Annotated in this window: 15 protein-coding genes, 1 tRNA gene and 1 other RNA gene; all 17 read right to left on the reverse strand. The window is 65.2% G+C overall.

Annotated features, from left to right (window positions below; translation table 11 throughout):
* Nucleotides 1-62 precede the first annotated feature (62 nt).
* A complete protein-coding gene (locus tag NOV21_RS08100) occupies nt 63-920 on the reverse strand; it encodes a purine nucleoside phosphorylase YfiH/LACC1 family protein (RefSeq protein ID WP_283170551.1) in 858 nt (285 codons plus the stop codon).
* Nucleotides 921-939: 19 nt separating this feature from the next.
* Nucleotides 940-2070, reverse strand: coding sequence for a cell division protein FtsZ (gene ftsZ, locus NOV21_RS08105; RefSeq protein ID WP_283170552.1), 1131 nt, complete (start codon nt 2068-2070; stop codon nt 940-942).
* Between the two features lie 254 nt (nt 2071-2324).
* Nucleotides 2325-3335 carry a cell division protein FtsQ/DivIB gene (locus NOV21_RS08110; protein ID WP_283170553.1) on the reverse strand — a complete coding sequence of 337 codons (1011 nt, stop codon included), beginning with the start codon at nt 3333-3335 and terminating at the stop codon, nt 2325-2327.
* Between the two features lie 12 nt (nt 3336-3347).
* A complete protein-coding gene (murC, locus tag NOV21_RS08115) occupies nt 3348-4748 on the reverse strand; it encodes a UDP-N-acetylmuramate--L-alanine ligase (RefSeq protein WP_283170554.1) in 1401 nt (466 codons plus the stop codon).
* 40 nt (nt 4749-4788) lie between these two features.
* On the reverse strand, nt 4789-5886 hold the full coding sequence (gene murG, locus NOV21_RS08120) for an undecaprenyldiphospho-muramoylpentapeptide beta-N-acetylglucosaminyltransferase (RefSeq protein ID WP_283170555.1): 1098 nt from the start codon (nt 5884-5886) through the stop codon (nt 4789-4791).
* On the reverse strand, nt 5883-7241 hold the full coding sequence (locus NOV21_RS08125) for an FtsW/RodA/SpoVE family cell cycle protein (RefSeq protein WP_283170556.1): 1359 nt from the start codon (nt 7239-7241) through the stop codon (nt 5883-5885). The genes murG and NOV21_RS08125 overlap by 4 nt, the downstream gene beginning before the upstream one ends.
* Nucleotides 7242-7252: 11 nt before the next feature.
* Nucleotides 7253-8704, reverse strand: coding sequence for a UDP-N-acetylmuramoyl-L-alanine--D-glutamate ligase (gene murD / locus NOV21_RS08130; RefSeq protein ID WP_283170557.1), 1452 nt, complete (start codon nt 8702-8704; stop codon nt 7253-7255).
* A 12-nt stretch (nt 8705-8716) separates the two neighbouring features.
* Nucleotides 8717-9754 (reverse strand): phospho-N-acetylmuramoyl-pentapeptide-transferase, encoded by a 1038-nt coding sequence (gene mraY / locus NOV21_RS08135; protein WP_283170558.1) that lies wholly within the window; start codon nt 9752-9754, stop codon nt 8717-8719.
* On the reverse strand, nt 9748-11199 hold the full coding sequence (locus NOV21_RS08140) for a UDP-N-acetylmuramoyl-tripeptide--D-alanyl-D-alanine ligase (protein WP_283170559.1): 1452 nt from the start codon (nt 11197-11199) through the stop codon (nt 9748-9750). The genes mraY and NOV21_RS08140 overlap by 7 nt, the downstream gene beginning before the upstream one ends.
* Before the next feature lie 13 nt (nt 11200-11212).
* On the reverse strand, nt 11213-12709 hold the full coding sequence (locus NOV21_RS08145; protein ID WP_283170560.1) for a UDP-N-acetylmuramoyl-L-alanyl-D-glutamate--2,6-diaminopimelate ligase: 1497 nt from the start codon (nt 12707-12709) through the stop codon (nt 11213-11215).
* Nucleotides 12710-12722: 13 nt separating this feature from the next.
* Nucleotides 12723-14492, reverse strand: a complete 1770-nt coding sequence (locus NOV21_RS08150; RefSeq protein ID WP_283170561.1) for a peptidoglycan D,D-transpeptidase FtsI family protein — start codon at nt 14490-14492, stop codon at nt 12723-12725.
* A gap of 9 nt (nt 14493-14501) precedes the next feature.
* Nucleotides 14502-14945, reverse strand: coding sequence for an FtsB/FtsL family cell division protein (locus NOV21_RS08155; RefSeq protein ID WP_283170562.1), 444 nt, complete (start codon nt 14943-14945; stop codon nt 14502-14504).
* 36 nt (nt 14946-14981) lie between these two features.
* Nucleotides 14982-15944, reverse strand: a complete 963-nt coding sequence (rsmH, locus tag NOV21_RS08160; RefSeq protein WP_283170563.1) for a 16S rRNA (cytosine(1402)-N(4))-methyltransferase RsmH — start codon at nt 15942-15944, stop codon at nt 14982-14984.
* 17 nt (nt 15945-15961) lie between these two features.
* Entirely contained in the window at nt 15962-16390 is a 429-nt protein-coding gene (locus tag NOV21_RS08165) for a division/cell wall cluster transcriptional repressor MraZ (RefSeq protein WP_283170564.1), read from the reverse strand.
* 234 nt (nt 16391-16624) lie between these two features.
* Nucleotides 16625-17554, reverse strand: coding sequence for a site-specific tyrosine recombinase (locus tag NOV21_RS08170; RefSeq protein ID WP_283170565.1), 930 nt, complete (start codon nt 17552-17554; stop codon nt 16625-16627).
* Between the two features lie 1223 nt (nt 17555-18777).
* Nucleotides 18778-19143, reverse strand: a transfer-messenger RNA (tmRNA) gene (gene ssrA / locus NOV21_RS08175).
* Nucleotides 19144-19307: 164 nt separating this feature from the next.
* Nucleotides 19308-19381: transfer RNA gene (locus NOV21_RS08180), tRNA-Gly, on the reverse strand.
* Between the last annotated feature and the right edge of the window lie 39 nt (nt 19382-19420).

Consider the following 19420-nt stretch of genomic DNA (forward strand, 5'->3'; position numbering starts at 1 on the left):
CAAGCCTCTTTTCTACGTTTTTCCCCGTTCGCACCCCAAGGGGCGCGGGATCGGGCGCTCCGTCATCCCTCGCGCACGGCGAAGGCTCCGTGCCTTCCGCACACGCCCGCCTGCGCCCGGTAGGAGTAGAAGCGGTCGGTCGCGCACGCCGTGCAGATGCCGACATCCGCCACCCGCCGGGCGGGAACCCCCGCCGCGGAAAGGTCGTGGCGCAGGGCGGCCCCCAGATCGACATGGCGCTCGGCGGGGGCGCATGCGGCGCCGAAGGCGAGCGCGAACTTGCGCTGGAGGTCGGCGCCCACCTCGAAGCATTCCGCATGGATGTACGGGCCGATGTACGCATTGCACTCCGAGGGCCCGCACGATGCCGCCGCGCACAGCTCGTAGAGCACCTTCACCGCTATGTGCGCGTAGACGCCCCGCCAGCCGGCATGGGCGACGGCGAAGACGCCGCCGGGGGCGACGAAGATCAGCGGAATGCAGTCGGCGAAGCACAGCAGCGCCGCCGTCTGCGGCCGGTCGACCACGATCGCATCCGCCCCAGACCGGGCCTCCGACCGCGCCGCCTCGACTTCGTCGAGGGCTCCCCGCCCCCGGCCGACGACGACCACGTGCGTGCCGTGAACCTGGTTGGGGACGATGAGCTGCGCGGTCGGGAACCCGAGGGCGCCCATGAGGATGCGGCGGTTCCGCTGCACCGCGATCGCGTCATCGTTCACATGCGAGGCGAGGTTCAGCTCGTTGAACGGGGGCTTCGATACGCCGCCGGCGCGCTCGGTGAACGCCACGCGGACGCCCGTCGTGGCGAACAGCCCTTCGTCGGTGTGAACCGCGACCCGCCCGCCGCCCGCAGCCTCGTCCAGGACGTCGAGGCGGCTGCGGGACAGGCTCGGAAGCACCAGTCTCGCAGCCGTGTCCATGGCGTATGCGCCTCGATTCTCAGCGCTGGCGCTTCAGGAAGTCGGGGATGTAGTCCTCGTCCTGGAAATGGCTTCCCTGCCCCTGGCCGCCGGAGCCGAACGAGGAGGCGACGGAATCCCCGCTGCCGGACGTGGAGCTGAACAGGCTGGCGCTGCCACCCTGCTCGCGCGTGTAGTTCATGGCCTTCTGCGCGGCCTCCATCTTGAAGCCGGTGGCGATCACGGTGATGCGGACCTGGTCCTCCATCGTGTCGTCGATGATCTGGCCGTAGATGATATTCGCGGACTCGTCGGCGCACTGCTCCACCACGCGGGCGGCCTCGTCGACTTCGGCGAGCGTGAGGTCGGGCGCGCCGGCGATGCTGAACAGGACGCGGGAAGCGCCGGAGATGTTTGCCTCGAGCAGGCGGGAGTTGATGGCCTGCTGCGCGGCGTCGAGCGCGCGGTTCTCGCCGGAGGAGATGCCGATGCCCATCATCGCCGTGCCGGCGTCCTTCATGACGGCTCGGATGTCCGCGAAGTCGAGGTTGATGAGGCCGGGGATGGTGATGAGGTCGGTCACGCCCTGGATGCCCTGGCGCAGCGTATCGTCGGCGATGCGGAACGCATCCACCATGCTGGTCTTCTTCTCGACGATCTCCAGCAGGCGGTCGTTCGGGATGACGATGAGCGTGTCGACCTTCTGGGAGAGCAGGTCGATGCCCTGCTCGGCCTGGTTGCGGCGCACGCGCCCCTCGAAGCTGAACGGCTTGGTGACCACGCCGACGGTGAGCGCGCCGATCTCCTCGCGCGCGATCTCCGCCACGACCGGGGCGGCGCCGGTGCCCGTTCCACCGCCTTCGCCGCATGTGACGAACACCATGTCGGCCTCGGCCAGGGCGTCGGAGATCTCCGAGCGGCTTTCCTCGGCCGCCTGCGCCCCGACTTCGGGGTTCGCGCCGGCGCCCAGGCCGCGCGTGAGCTCCTCGCCGATATGAATCGTCTTATCCGCATCGGACATGAGCAAAGCTTGATGATCGGTATTGATCGCGATGAACTCGACGCCCCTGATACCGGCTTCGACCATGCGATTGACCGCGTTCGTGCCACCGCCGCCGACGCCGACCACTTTGATGACAGCCTGATTGTCGGGACCCTTGATGTTTGGCATTGCTTCCTCCAGTGTGCTGCGTTTGCATTGCTGCGTCATATGTCGCGTGCACGCAATGGCAGCATGCACACAGCGCGATTGTACACGACGAACTGGGCTTTGCAAATATTTTGGACACCGGACGGGTGCGAAAACGAGCGCGAACGCACATTTCCACCGCAATATCGATAGATAGAGTTGACTATACACTATTGGGATAGAAGGGATTGATACTATCTAGTATTCTTATGGACTATACATCTTTTGGGACTTGTTTACGAGGAAAAGGCCCGCCACGTGGGGTGTTCGACGACCCGCACGTTGATATAGCTGATCTTCCCGGGATGCTCCTCCATCAGCTTTAGGCACACCCGCTCCTTCTCGCGGACGTCCGAACCCGTTCCGAACGCGATTTGCACGCCGTTTTCGAGCGTGAGCAGCGTGTTGGATGTGTCGGTTGCGGAAACGGTGGTGACCTGACCCGCCAGCTCGGTGGTCAGCTGGCTGACGATGTTCAGGGCGTTCAGCACGCTCGCGTCGGTGCAGCGGAAGCCCTCCTTCGGGGAAACGCCGTAGGGCGCATCCGCGATATGGAGCACGTTCGCCTCGTCCTCGTATATCTTCTGGCTGATGGCGGACGCTTCGGCGGTCCCCTGCTCGGGGATCCTCATGAGCCATATGCCGTCGCTCGAGATCGCCCACTTCTCCGCCTGCTGCGACTCGGTCGAGGTGATGCTCACGACGGCGGAGATTCTCCGCTCCGTGATGGCGAGCTCGAGCGTGTCGGGGAATATGCGGCGGACCGAAGCGCTCTCGACCCAGGGATTCGATTCCAGGCGGGATTCGATCGAGGCGCCGTCCACGGTGAGAAGCGTGCTGCCGGCGGGGACGGCGGCGAGCTGGGAGATCTCGGTCGCCGTGAGGTGCGAAACGCCCGAGACGGTCACCTGAGAGATGCCGAAGACGCCGGCGAGGACGAGGACGCCGTAGAGGGCGATGCCCGCTATGGCGACCCCGAGGGCGATGGCGGCCCGCCTCGCCCACGCCCCCGCAGACGCGGTTGCTGCCCTCCCGCCCGACCTGACGGCGCGTCGCGGGGAAGACGCGCGAGCATCTAGGTCACCCACGCGCACGCTGGTGATGCGCGGATGCGCGTCGGAGCGCGGCGGGCGGCGGGCGGATGGGCCGGTGGCGGCACGATGCGGAGAGCCCGCCCGCCGCGGGCTGCGGTCGCTTCGGCGGTATTCGCTTGAGACGGGCCGGTTCGGGGTGCGACGCATGGTCATGAACGAACCGAATTACCCGTTTTGCAGGGCTGCGAGCAGCTGCGGCCCGAAATTGGTCACGTCCCCCGCCCCCATGGTGATCACGAGGTCGCCGGGGGTGATCTTCCTCTGGAGCGCCGGCACGATGTCGAGCGGGCGCTCGACGTATTCGAGCGGCGGGTGGTTCTCGGAATCCAGGAGCACATCCATGAATGTCTTGCCGCTCACGCCCGGGACCGGGATCTCCCCCGCCGGGTACACGTTCGCGAACGTGACGGTATCGGCCTCGTCGAAGGCATGGGCGAAATCGTCGCGCAGCACGTCGGCGAACAGCTTGATGCGGGAATAGCGGTGCGGCTGGAACACCACGTGCACGCGGTTGAACGCCAAGCCTTTCGCCGCGGCGATCGTGGCGGCGATCTCGGTGGGATGGTGGGCGTAATCGTCGACGATGGTCACGCCGGCGGCCTTCCCCACCAAATCGAACCGACGGCGCACGCCGGCGAAATCCGCGAGGGCCTCGGCGGCGGCGTGGATATCCTCGCCGATCGCCCACATGAGCAGCAGGCATCCCGACGCGTCGAGCACGTTGTGGAAGCCGGGGTTCTGCTTGACGCGGGCGTCGATGACCTGCCCGTCGGGAAGGGAGAGCTCGAACACGCTCCCCACACCGTCGGGACGCCATGAGGTCACGCGCGCGTCGCATGTTTGCGATTCCCCGTAGGTGAGGATGCGGCGGTTCGTGCTGCGGGCGAGGTCGACGAGGGTGGGATCGTCGCCCTCGATGACTAGGATACCGTCGGCAGGGATGCTCCCCATGAATTCGGCGAATTTGGCCCTGATCTCCGCCAGGCCGCTGTAATGGTCGAGGTGGTCCGCTTCGACGTTGGTGACCAAGATAGCGTAGGGATCGAGGTAGGTGAAGCTCTTGTCGCTCTCGTCCGCCTCCACCACGTAGTAGGCGCCCGCGCCCGAATGGGCGTTGGTTCCGAAGGCGCGCACGGTGCCGCCGATCAGGAAGGTGGGGTCGGCGCCGATCGCATGCAGGACCGAGGCGACCATGGACGACGTCGTGGTCTTGCCGTGCGTTCCCGCGACGGCGAGGGTGCGTTTTCCGCGGCCAAGAGCGGCGAGCATCTTCGCACGGTGCCAGATGGGGATCTGAGCTTCCTTGGCCGCCATCAACTCGGGATTGTTGTCCAAGATAGCAGTGGAGACGACGACGATATCGGGGGCGATGCGGGCGATGTTTCGCGCATCCTGGCCGATGAACACAGGCACGCCGGCTTCCTCCAGCTGCTTGGTGTACCTGCTGGAGCGCAAATCGGATCCGGACACCTGCATGCCCTGGTCGTGCGCGACCAGGGCGATACCGCTCATGCCCACGCCGCCGACGCCGATGAAATGAACTTTTTCTCTCTGTTCCCGAGCCATTGAGATCCTTCCCTGGGTTGCGCCCATGGTAGCGCGGGGGCTACGCACGGGCGGCGCCCTCCACCACATCTGCCAATTTCCGAGCCGCGTCATGCGTCTCGAAGCCCGCGGCGGCGGCCCTCATGGCGGTGCGCACCGGCTCCTCGTCGACCAAGCGGAACAGAAGGTCGGCGAACGCCGCGGTCTCCACCTGGTCATCGGCGATCATGAACGCCGCGCCGGCATCGACGTACTCGCGGGCGTTGATCGTTTGGTGGTCGGCGGTGGCAAAGGGGAACGGCACCAGGAGCGCGGGGATCTGCAGCGCGCTGATCTCCGCCAGGCTGGTCGCACCCGCGCGGGACACCGCCATGTCGCACGCCGCGAGGACGGGGCCCATGCGGTCCTCGTATCCGACCACGGACCAGCGCCGCGCCTCCCGCTCGTCCAGGGCGAGCTGTTCGACGACGGCATCGCGCTCCTTAGGACCGGTGATATGCCGGATGAAAAGGTCCTCCCGTTGCAGCAGATCATCCTTCAGCCGGGAGATCGCGGTGTTGATGTGGCGCGCGCCCAGGCTCCCCCCGAAGACGACCAGCAGGCGCGCGCCCTCGGGCACATCGCAGTAGGTGCGGCCCTCCGCGCGCGTGGCGTTGAAGATGCTCTTGCGCACGGGGTTGCCGGTGATGACGAGCTTCGCCTTGTCGGCGACCGCGTCGCCGGCGACGCGGTACGTGAGCGCGACCGCTTCCGCCTTCTTCGCGAGGTATTTGTTTGCCATCCCCATGATCGAGTTCTGCTCGTGGACCACCACGGGGATGCCCCGCCGCTCCGCGGCGCGCCCGACGGGGATGCAGACGTATCCCCCGAAGCACACCACGCAGTCGGGATGGATGGCATCGAACCACGCCTCGGCCCGCTTCGTGGAGGCGATGATGCGACGCGATGACGTGAAGAGCGTCTTCGGATGCCGGCGGTTGAAGCCGGCCGCATCGAAGGCCTGGAACGGCAGGCCCGCCTGGGGCACCAGCCGGGCTTCGACCCCCTGCGGCGTCCCTGCGAAATAGACCTCGTGACCGCGCTCGAGCAGAGCCTCGGCAAGGGCGAGGGCGGGATTGATATGGCCGGCGGTCCCCCCGCCGGAAACGACGAAAATCATCGATATCTCCTCGAAGAACGGTTAGGCTGCATGGATCGGCGCGGCAGACTCGAACGCGCGGGCGCGCCCGACATCGGCTGCGGTCGCGTGCGCGACGAAGAGCGCCTGGGCGGCTCGTCCAGCGACCCGCGCTCGGCCCGCACCACGCGCAGATTGGCGCGGCGCTGGTCGTAGACCCCCGAGTCGTCCCCGGAGGCGAGCGACACGGACAGCACTATGCCGACCAGCAGGTACGCGCCGATCATGGCGGATCCGCCGGAGCTGATGAAGGGCAGCGGCTTGCCGGTGGTCGGGAACACGCCGATCACGCATCCGATGTTCAGGAACGCTTGGAACACCAGCATCAGCGTGCAGCCTCCCGCGATCATGGCGCCGAACAGATCCGGGGCGTTGCGGGCGATCTTCAGCCCAGCGTACAAGACGGCGGAGAACAGGATGATGACGAAGACCGCGCCCGCGAATCCCATCTCCTCGCCGATGATCGCGAAGATGAAGTCGGTTTCGGCTTCGGGGAGATACAGGTACTTCTCGCGCGAGTTGCCCAGGCCGACTCCGAACAGGCCGCCCTCGCCGAACGCATAGAAGGAATGGATGATCTGGTACCCGCTCCCGTACGGATCGGCGTAGGGGTTCAAAAACGCGAACCGGCTGCCGCGGTACCCGGCGAGCGCGATGGCGACGATGCCGAGCAGGCCCACGACGATGACGATGGCGAAGAACAGGCGCACCGGGACCTCGCCGATCCAAAGCACTCCCAAGATGCCCACGGCGCAGATTATCGTGGTGCCCAGATCGGACTGCAGGGCGAGGATGATGCCCACCGGGAGCACGACGAGCACGCCGATGCGCAGGGCGAACTGCTCGAAGCTGTACTCGCCGTTCCGGTAATCGGCGAGCAGGCGCGCCATCATCATGACGATGGCGACCTTGGCGAATTCGGACGGCTGGAAGTTCACCGGGCCGATGACGATCCAGCGCTTCGCCCCCAGGCCGACCACGCCGACCAGCGCGGTGCCCAGCAGCAAGAGCATGATGACCATCCAAAACGCGTTGAGCCAGCGATGCTCGAGCCATATGTAATAGGGGATGAATCGGGCGATGAACGCGCACATGGCGATGCTGACCAGGGCGATCGCCGCCTGCTTCGTCACGTAGGATGTGGGGCTCGACCCCTCGCTCATGGCCTCGATCGTCGAGGACGAATACACCATCACCAGGCCGAGCACGGTGAGCGCGGACACGGCGACGATGAGCACGAGGCGGGGCGCCACCACGTCGGCGGACCCGGAGAGCAGGCCGCCGCGCGCAGGCGCAGCGGGCCGGCCCGCAGTGCTTCTGTTATCGCCACGTGCCACCCGAGCAGCCCCTAGGCCCGTGCGCGTTCCGCGACAAGCCGCTTGAACACCGTGCCGCGCTGCTCGAAGCCATCGAATTCGTCGAACGAGGCGCAGGCGGGGGACAACAGCACGATATCCCCCTCGGCCGCGCAGGCGAGGGCCGCATCGAGGGCGTCCTCCATATGGCGCGCGGCGATGACGGGCAGTGCCGCACCGTCGAACGAGTCGAGGAAGCGCTCGCGCGACGCCCCGAAGCAGACGACCGCCTTGCAATGCCTCTCGGAAGAGGCGACCAGCTCGTCCAAGTCGGTGAGCTTATCGTCCCCTCCCAGGAGCACGATGGGCTTGCGCGGGCTGAATGCGGACAGCGCCTTCAGCGTCGCGTCGACGTTGGTGGCCTTCGAATCGTTGTAGCACGCCACGCCGCGGACCGAACCGCACGGCTCGATGCGGTGCTCGAGCGAGGCGAACGACCGCAGCCCGCTTCGGACATCTTCGAGTCCGGCGCCCACGCAGAGCGCCGCGGCAGCGGCCATGAGGGCGTTGCTTTGATTGTGGGCTCCGGGGATCTGCAGATCCGTCGCCGGAACGAGTTCGGCCTCCTCGCCGGATCGGCAGACCGCGAGCATGCCGTCAGCGCGAAGGAACGCCGCATTCTCGCTGCCGCACGCGGCGCGCATGTCGCCGGAGATCCCCTCGGCCGTTCCCACGGGGATGTAGTCGAAGCCTCGCCCGCGGGCCGGGATCGCCTTGATCTCGCGGACCTTGGCGCGCACGGTGCCGTTCGTCGCATCCAGCACGGCGACCGAGCCGGGCACCGCCGGCAGATTGGCCAAGATCTTGCACTTCGCCGCCACGTAATTCTCGTGCGTGCGATGCCACGCAACATGGTCGGGGGTGATGTTCATGAGGACGGCGACCTGCGGTGCGAAATCGCGCGTGCTCGCCAGCTGATAGGAGGATACCTCCGCCACGTAGATGTCGGTCGACCTCGCCGCCACGGCGCCGAGGCAGGTATCGCCTATGTTGCCCACCGCTGCGGCGTTCATCCCGGCACCCTTCAGAATATGGGCGCACAGCGACGTGGTGGTGGTCTTCCCGTTCGTGCCGGTGATGGCGATCCAAACGCTGTCCTGCGCGCTCTCGCGCCAGGCGAACTCCACCTCGCTCACGATCTCGGCGCTGGCGGCCTTGGCGGAGAGGTAGAAGCTGGAGAATTCCGAGATGCCGGGCGACGCGATGCACAGGTCGTACGAGCCGTCGATGGCCTCGGAGTCGAAGACCACCTCAGCCCCGGACTCCTCCGCACGGCGGGCGAACAGCCGGGCCTCGTCGGTGCTCCTCCCCGCCGCGACCGTCACGCTCTCCGTCCGCGTGCCGAGAAGCGCGGTGCAATACGCGCACGCGGCCTTGCCGCTGCGTCCCAACCCCAAGATGAGCACATGACCAAGATTCTCGGGCGCCTTCTTGCGACCCGCCATGTAAACCGCCATTTACGCCGCCACCAATGCCGACGAGAACCACCATACGAATCCGACCGTCGCCAACGTTCCGGATATGATCCAGAAGCGGATGACGACCTTCACCTCGGACCAGCCCTTCTTCTCGAAGTGATGGTGCAAGGGAGCCATGAGGAACAGGCGTTTCTTCGTGCGCTTGTAATGCATGACCTGGATAATCACCGAAAGCGCCTCCGCCACGAACAGGCCGCCGATGACGAGGGATACGACCTCAGTCTTCGTGATGACCGCCAGGCACGAGAACGCCGTGCCCAGGGCGAGCGACCCCGTGTCGCCCATGAAGATGTCGGCGGGATACGAGTTGAACCAGAGGAACCCGATGCAGGCGCCGGCGATGGCGGCGGCGAGCACCGCCCCGTCGAGCATATCCGTGCGGAAGGCGATCGCCGCCATGATGACCATGACCACCATGATGGTGCCCGCGGCAAGGCCGTCGAGCCCGTCGGTGAGGTTGGTCGCGTTGCTCATCCCCGCGATCAGCACGGTGACGAAAATAAGGTACAGCCAGGGGATCTGGAATCCATCCCCCACCCACGTCGTGAGCACGCCCAGATCGATCGTAGGGCCGAACGGGATGGCCAACGTGGGGGGTACATCCAGGTAGTTGACCGCGATGAGGCAGAACGCGATGGCGATGGCGAACTGCGCCGCCAGCTTCGCCTTGGGGGTCAAGCCCAGCGACTGGCGCTTGATCACTTTGGAGGCGTCGTCGGCGAGACCCAGCGCTCCGGTGAGCAGCGTAGCGCACAGAAGCGCGGCCGTCTCCAGCGTGAGGGGCGACACCGATATCACGGTGATGGCGACGGCCACCAGCATGACGACGCCGCCCATGGTGGGCGTGCCCTGCTTCACCAGATGGGTTTGGGGACCGTCGTCGCGCACTTCCTGGCCGATATGGTCGCGCCTGAGCAGGCGGATGAACGGCGGCATGAGCACCAGCACGAGGGCCGCGCCCAGCACGACCGCCAAGAAGGCGGTGAATGTCGGATAGACTTGGAAAACGGCTAGCATGAAGCGGTCAGTCCTTCCACGACCTGTTCCAGATGCATCGAATGCGACGCTTTCACGAGCACCCCGTCGCCTGCTGAGAGCGAGCCTTCGAGCGCGGCGAGCGCGGCGTGCGCATCGGGCACCTCGAGCACCGCGGAAGCGGGCATGCCAGCCGCGCGCGCGCCGTCGGCGATGCCCCGCGCGAGCTCGCCCACGCAGATGAGGCGGTCGAGGGAAGCCCCGGCCGCCTGCGCGCCGACCTCGCGGTGGGCAGCAGGCGACAGAGCCCCCAATTCGCCCATGTCGCCGAGCACGGCGACGCGAAGGCCGTCGAGGCGCATGGACGAGAACATCGCCAAAGACGCCCGCATGGAATCGGGATTCGCGTTATAGGCATCGTCCACAACGACCGCGCCGCTTGGGGCGGTGATGACGTCCTGACGGCCCGAGGAGGCGCGCGATCCCGCGAGCGCCTGGGCTATGAGGTCCGGTTGCAAGCCGAACGTGCAGGCGATGGCGGCAGCGGCCACGGCGTTGTGCACGCTATGCGCGCCCCGCAGCGCAAGCTTCACGGGCGCCTTCCCCGCCGGGGTGCACAGCATGAACGAGGGAAAGCCCTCCGCATCGAGCCCCACGTCCGCGGCGAAGATTGTGGGGCAGAGGTCGGCGGGATAATCGAGCGGATCGGCGCCCGAGCCGTCGTAGCAGATCAGCTCCGCGCCATGCTCGCGAACCCGGCCGTATTCGACCAGCTCCCGCGCAAAATCATCGCTGGAGTTGACGAAAACGCAGCCGGTTCCCGGAACGGCGGCAAGCGCCTCCGCCTTCGCGCGGGCGATATTGTCCCGGCTCCCCAGAAGCTCCATGTGGCTTGTTCCGACGTTCGTGACAAGAGCGAGGTCGGGTTTCACGAACGAGCATAGGTCCTCGAGCTGATGCAGGCCGCGCATGCCCATCTCCACCACCACGGCGGGAGTATGCTCCCCGGCGCGCAGCAGCGTGGCGGGAACCCCGAGCTCGTTGTTCTGGTTCCCCTCGGTTGCGCATACCTCCATGGCGGCGGAGAGCACGTCCCTGACCATGTTCTTCGTCGACGTCTTCCCGCTCGACCCGGTGAGGGCGATCACCTTCCCGTCCAAGCGCCCGCGCCAACGGGCCGCAAGGTCGCGCACCGCACGCATGACGTCGGGAACGCGGATAACGGCGGCGCCGCTGATGCGGGCTGCGTCGATCGCGTCGGGGCCGAGGGGTTTCTGCACGAGCGCGCAGGCGGAACCCGCTCGGAACGCATGCCCGCAAAAGGCGTGGCCGTCGACCCGCTCGCCTTCGAGCGCGATGTAGAGGTCGTCCCGCTCCACCGTGCGTGAATCCCACGAGATGCCCCGGACGGTGCGGTAGATGGGGTCGGCGGGCATCATGATGGCCCCGCCGGTCGCTTCGGCGATATCGTGTACGCTCAATTGCATGGCGTCCCGCCCGTTACCTTGCTTCCGAGGAGTCGCCGAATGCGCGCTCGAGCTCTTCCCGGGCGGCCTCGGCATCGGAAAAGCGGAGCTTCTCGGAACCGACGAGCTGGTAGTCCTCATGGCCCTTGCCTGCGATCAGGATGCTGTCGCCCGGATGCGCCCAGGCGATGGCGGCGGCGATGGCGGCACGCCTGTCGGCATCGACGGAGAACCTTCCTTCGGCGCCCTCCATGCCCGAAACGATCATGTCGATGATGCCCTGCGGGTTCTCGCTCCGCGGGTTGTCGCTGGTGACGAACGCACGATCGGCTTCGAGGGCCGCCTTGCCCATGAGGGGGCGCTTGCCCGCGTCGCGATCTCCGCCGCAGCCGAACACCACAGCGGTGCGGCCATGGGAAAGGCCGCGGACCGCGGAGAGCGCTTTGGCGAGGGCGTCCGGCGTGTGCGCGTAATCGACGAACACCGAAATCCCGCCGTCGTGCGCGGCCGAGACGCGTTGCAGCCGGCCGGGCACCTGCGGGGCGGTCTCGAACGCGCGCACGATGGTCTCCGCCGGGATGCAGAGTTCGAGGCCGATGCCGAATGCGAGCATCATGTTGGACACGTTGAACTTGCCCACCAGAGGATAGTCGAACGTATGCACCGTCCCGCGGACATACAGCGCCACATGCGTGTGGGTGGGAGCGTACTCCACCGTCTCGGGGTGGATCTGCGCGTCGGCGGAAAAACCCGTCGAGATGACATGGTCGCCCGCATGCGCGCAGCGTGTGAGCAGCTCGCGCCCCCATTTGTCATCGATGCATATGACGCGGCGGGCGGGGTACAGCTTGCCGAACAGCTTTGCCTTCGCCTCGAAATACGCCTCGAAGGTTTTATGGTAGTCGAGATGGTCCTGGGTAAGATTCGAGAACGCCGTAACGGCGAAATGCGTGCCGAAGACGCGGTCGAGGTCGAGCGCATGGGAGCTGACCTCCATGGCCACGACCCCCGCCCTCGCATCGCGCATGCGCGCGAAAAGGTACTGCAAATCGGTGCTTTCGGGCGTGGTGCGCTCCGCGTGCTCCATCGTCCCGGCGATGCGCACGCCCACCGTGCCGATGACGCCCGTGCGCTTGCCGGCGACGTTGGCGATATGCTCCACCAGGTACGTGGTCGTCGTCTTGCCGTTGGTCCCCGTGATGCCCACGAGATCGAACCCCTGGGAGGGATTCCCGTAGAAATTGGCCGCCGCACGGGCCATGGCTTTGCGCGAATCGGCCACGATGACCTCGACGACGTCGGTGGCGTCCGCCAGGTACACCTTGCGCTCCGCCACGATCACCTTCGCGCCGCGGTCGATGGCATCCTGCGCGAAGGAGTGCCCGTCCACGCGCGTACCCACGATGCAGAAGAAGGCCTCGCCCGGGGAAACGGCATCGGAGCGGTACTCCAAGCCCTCCACCGCCTCGGACGCATCCCCGATGAAGGTCGCGTCGATGCCCCGGAAGAGCTCCCTGCACGTCATGCCCATAGCGTACTCACCTTTACTGCGCCGTTATTCGATAGTGGTTGATGGCGAAGGACATTATATCTTTAAAGGGCAGCGTGGTTTGCCTGTCGCCGGGAACATCCGTGGCGCCTACAAAACATACGATGTTGGAATCGGTGTTCGCAAGATAGCCGATGAAGCTGATGTCGTACGACCCGCTGACGTACTTGCCCGAGTCGTCGGCCCACTGGGCTGTGCCCGTCTTGCCAGCCACCTCGTATCCCTCGATCGCCGCCTTCTTGCCCGTCCCCTCGTCCGACGTGGTCACGCCCACCAGCATCTGTTCGAGGCCCGGCAGGATGTCGGTGTTCTGTATGATCTGCGTCGTAGCGTAGGCGGGGGTCTCCCCCGTCTGGGGATACGAGATGAGGAAATGGGGCTGGCAGGCCGTGCCGTTATTGGCGATGGCTCCGTAGAAGCGGGCCATCTGCACCGGGGTTACCATCACGCCCTGCCCGAAGCTCACGTTGTACGAGCGGATATGCGACCACGTGCTCTGCTCGGCGCAGTACCCCGTTGCCTCGCCGGGGAAGTCCACGCCCGTCTTCTGGGCGAACCCGTACTCTATAATCTTGTTGTACAACGGCCCGAAGCCGAGCCTCTCGGCGGCGAGCGACGTGCCGATGTTCGACGAGGCGGCAAGTATGTTGGACAGCGTGTAATCGCCCGCGGGCCGCGTATGGGCGTCGGTGACCGTGTACTCGTCCGCCGGCAGGTAGGTTGGGCACCAGATCTCGCTTGCGGGGGTGAGCTCCCCGCCCTCGAGCACCGCCGCCATGGTGATCGCCTTGAAGATCGAGCCGGGCTCGTACTGGGTGTTCACGGGCATCAGCGTGGTGGCGCCCTCTTCGATGGACGATCGGTCCGCGGGGTTCAGATACGGCGTGGAGGCGCAGGCCAGAATCTCCCCCGTGCTGCCGTCGTAGACGATGGCGTCCCCCCGCTTGCCCTCGATGTCGGCCACGCCCTGCGCGAGCCGTGTTTCGACGTATTCCTGCATCTCGATGTCGAGCGAGACGACGATATCCTGGCCGTCTTGCGACGGGGTTATCTCGGTCAGGCCGCCTGCGATCGGGTATCCCTTCCCGCCGCGCTCCACCTGGCTTTTGCCCGCAGTGCCGGCGAGGATGTCGTTGTAGTACAGCTCGAGCCCGGAGATGCCGTTGCCGTCGGTGTCGCACAGGCCCACCACCTGCCCGGCGATTTGGCCGCAGGGGTACACGCGCTTCGTGTCGGAAAGGAAATAGACGCCGTCGAGCTTCATGTTCTTCAGCAGATCTGCCGCGTCGGTGTCGATCTTGCGCTTCACGTAGGCGAAGGAGGTGTCTTGCGCCTGCAGGGCGTCGATGTAATCGCCGGGCGAACCGCCGAGCAGGGCGGCGATCTGGTTCGCCGTCCCCTTGGCGTCCTTCACCTCGTAGGGGTTGCAGTAGACGGTGGTCGCCTCCACGCTGGTCGCGAGCACCGTACCGTTGCGATCGTAGATGGTCCCCCGCTTCGCATCGTTGGCCACGGTGACGGTGCGCGCGGCGATGGCGTCCTCGGCGTTGGAGGGGCCCGCGATGATGGCCAGATACCCCACGCGCACTATGAGGACCGCCCCGACGAGCACGAACAGGAGCAGCGCATACCATACGCGGCTGGAAGACGCCCCCCTCGCCGGGGCGGACGAATACCGGCGCTCCGCGCGTCCGGTTCGGGCAGAAGAAGACGACCGCGCGCGGCGGCCGTCCGAATCAAGCGATGTGCGCCGCCCCGAAGCCATAGGCATCCGCTACGCTGCGTGCGAAAGGCTTGCGGAAAGGGATAGGTTGCCCGCCCCGTCGTACGCCACGACGTCGGGGGCGAGGGCGATGGTCTCGACGCCGGCAGCTTCGGCCATGCCGAGAGCTCCGGCGCGCTCCTTCACGGCGCTCGGGGAGCCGAGCACGCTCTTCTGCACGGAAAGCGACGCATTGGCGCTGGTGGTCTCGCTGATCTGCGCGGCCACGGCCTGCGACGATATCATCGTGCTGACGGTCGCGGTGGTGAACCCGATGCGCACGAAGGCGAGCACGGCGAACACGGCGATGCCCGCCATGAACAACTTCGCCGCCCTGATGGCCGAGGGGGATATCCCCCGCTGGGGGATACCCCGGACGATCCCGACGTGCGAATCGCGGCGCGGCATCTCCTGAGGAGCCCGATATCCGTATGCGCGTACGGCACTGCTCGCCATGTTCGCTCCATCCCCTTTTCGTCGTTCGAGCCGCCCCTAGAGGGGAAGCTTCTCCGCCACCCGCAGCTTGGCGCTGCGCGCGCGGGGGTTTCTTTCAATCTCGTCCGCGGTCGGGACCACGGGCTTGCGCGTGACGACATTGAGTACCGGCACATTTCCGCAGACGCACACGGGCAGGTCGGGCGGGCAGGTGCACCCGCGCGACGCCTCTGCAAAGGAATCCTTCACGATGCGGTCCTCCAACGAGTGATAGCTGATGACCGCTATCCTCCCGCCGGGCGCCAGCCACCGGATGGCGGCGTCGATCCCTTTGCTCAGTACGTCCAATTCGCCGTTCACCTCGATGCGAAGGGCTTGGAACGTGCGTTTGGCGGGATGCCCGCCGGCCCGCCGCGCACGTGCGGGAATCGCCGCCTTGATCACGTCCACCAACTGGTCGCTCGTTGCGAACGGCTCGCGCTCGCGCGCCTCCACGATGAATTCCGCTATGCGACTTGCCCACCGCTCGTCCGAATAGGTACGGATGATCCGAGTGAGATCTGCTGCGCTGTAGTGGTTCACGATCTCTGCTGCGGTTAGGGTTTGATTCCCCGGATCCATCCGCATATCAAGTGGGGCCGTCTCCTTGAAGGAGAAGCCGCGAGCCGGTGTGTCTATCTGCACGCTGGAAACACCGATGTCGAACAGGATGGCGTCGATGGAGGGTATCTCCAGCTGAAGAAGCAAGTTGTCCAAGTCGCCGAAATTGCCTCTGAGTAGGTGCACGTTGGGGCGAACGCCCTCGGGCAACCGGGACAGCCGAGTTTGCGCGGCGGCAAGGGCCGCCGGATCCTGGTCGATCCCGATGAGCGTTCCACGTGCACCCACTGCTTTGGCAGCTTCCACGGAATGTCCTGCCCCGCCGAGCGTTGCATCCACGAATGTATGCTGCGGTTGAAGGTTCAAGTACTCGAGGCACTCGGGGAGCAGGACCGGAATGTGTCGATATTCGTTTGTCATTCGCTCACGCCTTTGGGCTAGTCGGTGAACAGATCGCTGATATCGATGCTGTCGTTGAACTCATCCCAACGCTTCGCGTCCCAGATCTCAAGATGGTCGGTGTTGCCCACCAGCACGACATCCTTCTCCAACCCCGCGTTCTTGCGATGGTCGGCGGAAAGGCCGATGCGTCCGGAACCGTCGATCTCCGTGCTGCGGGCGCGCGCGTTCAACCAGCGGCGCATCTTCACGTCGGCCGAGCTGTTCGCGCGGTAGCCGCCCTTGGCTTCGAAAATCGAGTCGACCCACGCGCTGAACCCCTCGGGTTCGAACACGTACAGGCAGTCGTTCTCGGGCGACAGGGACACCTTGAGATCCTTGGAAAGCAACTTCCGGAAATCGGAGGGCAGGGACACGCGGCCTTTGGCATCGAGCCTGTGGTGGTACTCGCCGACGAGGTCGATCACGTGCGCCCCCTTCAACCTGAAATCGCTTCCTTCGGATGCATGCCATTTTATCCCACTACATCCCACTTCGCAACACTCTGATACCCTATCGAACCTCTGAATCCCTCATTTCCGCCCCTTTCGACGATAGACATCCGCATCGTGTTCCCACATGTCCGCACCAAAGGAAAATGCCCCGCTATATGTAGTGGGGCACGCAAGTGGGATGGAGTGGGGTGATATTGTGGAGCGGTGCTACAGCCGCGCGCGAGGGTGCGCTGCCAGGTACTCCTCTTTGATATGGGAGCGCTGCACGTGCGTGTAGATCTGCGTGGTGCCGATATCGGCATGGCCCAGCATCTCCTGGATCACGCGGAGGTCCGCGCCGCCTTCGAGCATATGGGTGACGCAGCTGTGGCGGAGGCTGTGGGGATGCAGGTCGTGCACGCCCACGCGCTCCCCCGCCTCGCGGACAAGGTTGAACACGCTCTGGCGGGTCAGGCGGCCGCCGCGCGCGTTGAGGAACACGGCCCCCGTCGGGTTCTTCGATGCGCGCTCGAGCTGCGGGCGCGCCTCATCCAGATAGCGGCCGCACGCCCGGGCGGCCGCCCCCGAAAGGGGAACCAGGCGCTCCTTCGAGCCCTTGCCGGCGACCAGCGCGAACCCTTCGGGGATGTGGACCCGGTCCGCGTCGAGGCCCGTCAGCTCACTCACGCGCAGGCCGCATCCGTACAGCACCTCCAGTATGGCGCGATCACGCAGCCCCCGGGCATCTTCGGCATCGTAGCTATCGAGCATGCGGGCCACGGCGTCGATCGAAAGCACGCGCGGGAGGCGGGCGGGCTTCTTAGGTAAGGCGATGGTGTCGGTGGGATTCGCCGCGCACATGTTCTCGCGCACGAGAAATTTGTGGAAGCTCTTCACGGCGGACAGGGAGCGCGAAACGCTCGAAGGCGCCAGATGCAGGGCGCTACCGAGGTACTCCTCGAAAGCTATGACGTCCGCGCGTTCGACATCGGGAAACGCCTTGATCGGCGACCGCGCGGACAACGTTTCGGGAAGTTCTTCCCCTTCGAGATCGCACGAGAGGAACCGCACGTACCGACGCAGGTCGCGCCCATAGGCTTCCACCGTGCGCGGTGACGACCCCCGCTCGACGCGAAGGTGCGAGAGATATTCCTCCACCCATTCTTCCATGGCCCCAGTGTACCGCGCAAAGAGAGCAAGGACCAAGGCAGATGCTTTACCCGTCGCGCGCATCAGCATCCATCAAAGGCTGCATCCGAAGCCGCCCGCGCCCGCTGCCGCGACAAGCTCACGTTCACGCGCTTCTTGTCGGGGCTGCATCCGAAGCCGCCCGCGCCCGCTGCCGCGACCGCGGTCGCAAGAAGCCAATTCGGGGGCTTTCCAACCTTTTCGAAGCCTGGATGGTCGATTCGTGGAGATTGCGAGCCAACTTCGGGGGTTTCAAGCTTTTTCTCCTCCTGGTCGGGTCCCTTGACTTCGCGGATAAGAGGAGAACGTCCCTTTGACGCGCTGTTGACCTGGGCGAACACGGAAACGAGTTTTTTCCTGCCAATAAGGTGATAGCATCGCAGGTCTCAAAAAAGCTTGAAACCCCCGAAGTTGGCCCCCTGGAGCACGCGCACATGCCGAGACTGAATACAGATGCTCCCCAAGATGCGGGGGTATGGGCGGAAAAGCGCGCGTGCTCGGACTTGTCACCCCTGTCCACACCGGCTTTTCCAAGGGGAAGAAGGGCGGGCGCCTGCGAGGTGGGTGAAGAAGGCGGACTTCTGATGGTGATACATGCACTCGAAGACGCTATTTCCCTACGCAAGGATGCTCGAGGAAATGCCGGCCGACGACAAGAAAATGGAGTAGAAGAGGAAAGCGGCCCATGGAACCGACCGCGATATCGCTCGTTGGGGCGCAGGCATCGTTTGATCAGAGTTCCGCCACGCTTCAGCTCCATGGCGGAGATGAAGTTGCCCCGAACACGCTTTTTGTCTTATATCCCGCATTGGGCCATGGGGGCGCTATCTGGGGAGGCTGTCTAGAAACCCCCTCTGAGACTTCTGCTTATACAACATGTAGTATTTCAAGAAACATATAAATACTATATCATGCATATTTAAATAGGTTGATAGGAGTTTTTAGACAGCCTGTGGGGGTGGGAACACACCCGGGCCCTCGGCGGGGCAGGAGGAAAAGGCCATCCGGGGCGGCCGGCCGGCAACCCTGTAAAGGGGCTGCCATCATCCTAGACCAACATGCGAGCGCCACGTTGCCGCCGAGCATCGCTTCGCTCGCTCTGTCGACCGATTTCTACTGTAAGGGGGAAAGCAGAGCGCGAAAAGGCGAACCCCCGGGTCTCGGACTCGAAGGGGTTCGCCCCCATATTGTCTTGGTGGAGGCGCGGGGAATCGGACCCCGGTCCATACTAGACCCTCCCCAGGACGCTACAGGCTTAGTCGGCGAATGCTGTCGGATGCAGCTTGCTCGCCGACGAACGGCGCCGCATCCCCATCGGTTCCGGCTTACGCCGCGCCATACCGATCACGTGCGCGGAAGCATCTCCCTGAAGTGACGTCGCCGCAAGGCCGGGAGACTGCCTTGCTTTGACGGCGCTCAATAAAATTAAGCAGCGAGGGCGTACTGACGCCCAGAGAAAGATTTGTCAATTGAATTTGACGGTACCCCTGTTTAGCGTGGCGAGGAGACCACGACCTGCTCCCCGGTTCAAACCTACCATGTCGAAACCAGTCGCCCCCGATATGGGAAGACCAAGCTCCACCTTGTCAATGTGCCGGACATCCGCCCGAGAAGAGGAGTATAGCAGAAAAACCGGCGACGATGGATTCCGGACTGATTGCAGATCGGAAACGGGCCGGAACGCTGCCGAACGTTTCCCGTGTCCAGCCCGCTGCTATCACCATGGAGCGGGTGACGGGAATCGAACCCGCGTTATCAGCTTGGAAGGCTGAAGTTCTACCATTGAACCACACCCGCTTTTCGCGACTGGGTGATTATAGCATTGAAAGCAACCGG

The organism is Curtanaerobium respiraculi (assembly GCF_024609215.1).
Classification (GTDB): domain Bacteria; phylum Actinomycetota; class Coriobacteriia; order Coriobacteriales; family Eggerthellaceae; genus Curtanaerobium; species Curtanaerobium respiraculi.

Bases quoted from the DNA above. Each gene is read 5' to 3' on its own strand.
- NOV21_RS08100 (WP_283170551.1), bottom strand. From the start codon at position 920: ATGGACACGGCTGCGAGACTGGTGCTTCCGAGCCTGTCCCGCAGCCGC.
- ftsZ (WP_283170552.1), bottom strand. From the start codon at position 2,070: ATGCCAAACATCAAGGGTCCCGACAATCAGGCTGTCATCAAAGTGGTC.
- NOV21_RS08110 (WP_283170553.1), bottom strand. From the start codon at position 3,335: ATGACCATGCGTCGCACCCCGAACCGGCCCGTCTCAAGCGAATACCGC.
- murC (WP_283170554.1), bottom strand. From the start codon at position 4,748: ATGGCTCGGGAACAGAGAGAAAAAGTTCATTTCATCGGCGTCGGCGGC.
- murG (WP_283170555.1), bottom strand. From the start codon at position 5,886: ATGATTTTCGTCGTTTCCGGCGGGGGGACCGCCGGCCATATCAATCCC.
- murD (WP_283170557.1), bottom strand. From the start codon at position 8,704: ATGGCGGGTCGCAAGAAGGCGCCCGAGAATCTTGGTCATGTGCTCATC.
- mraY (WP_283170558.1), bottom strand. From the start codon at position 9,754: ATGCTAGCCGTTTTCCAAGTCTATCCGACATTCACCGCCTTCTTGGCG.
- NOV21_RS08140 (WP_283170559.1), bottom strand. From the start codon at position 11,199: ATGCAATTGAGCGTACACGATATCGCCGAAGCGACCGGCGGGGCCATC.
- NOV21_RS08145 (WP_283170560.1), bottom strand. From the start codon at position 12,709: ATGGGCATGACGTGCAGGGAGCTCTTCCGGGGCATCGACGCGACCTTC.
- NOV21_RS08150 (WP_283170561.1), bottom strand. From the start codon at position 14,492: ATGGCTTCGGGGCGGCGCACATCGCTTGATTCGGACGGCCGCCGCGCG.
- NOV21_RS08155 (WP_283170562.1), bottom strand. From the start codon at position 14,945: ATGGCGAGCAGTGCCGTACGCGCATACGGATATCGGGCTCCTCAGGAG.
- rsmH (WP_283170563.1), bottom strand. From the start codon at position 15,944: ATGACAAACGAATATCGACACATTCCGGTCCTGCTCCCCGAGTGCCTC.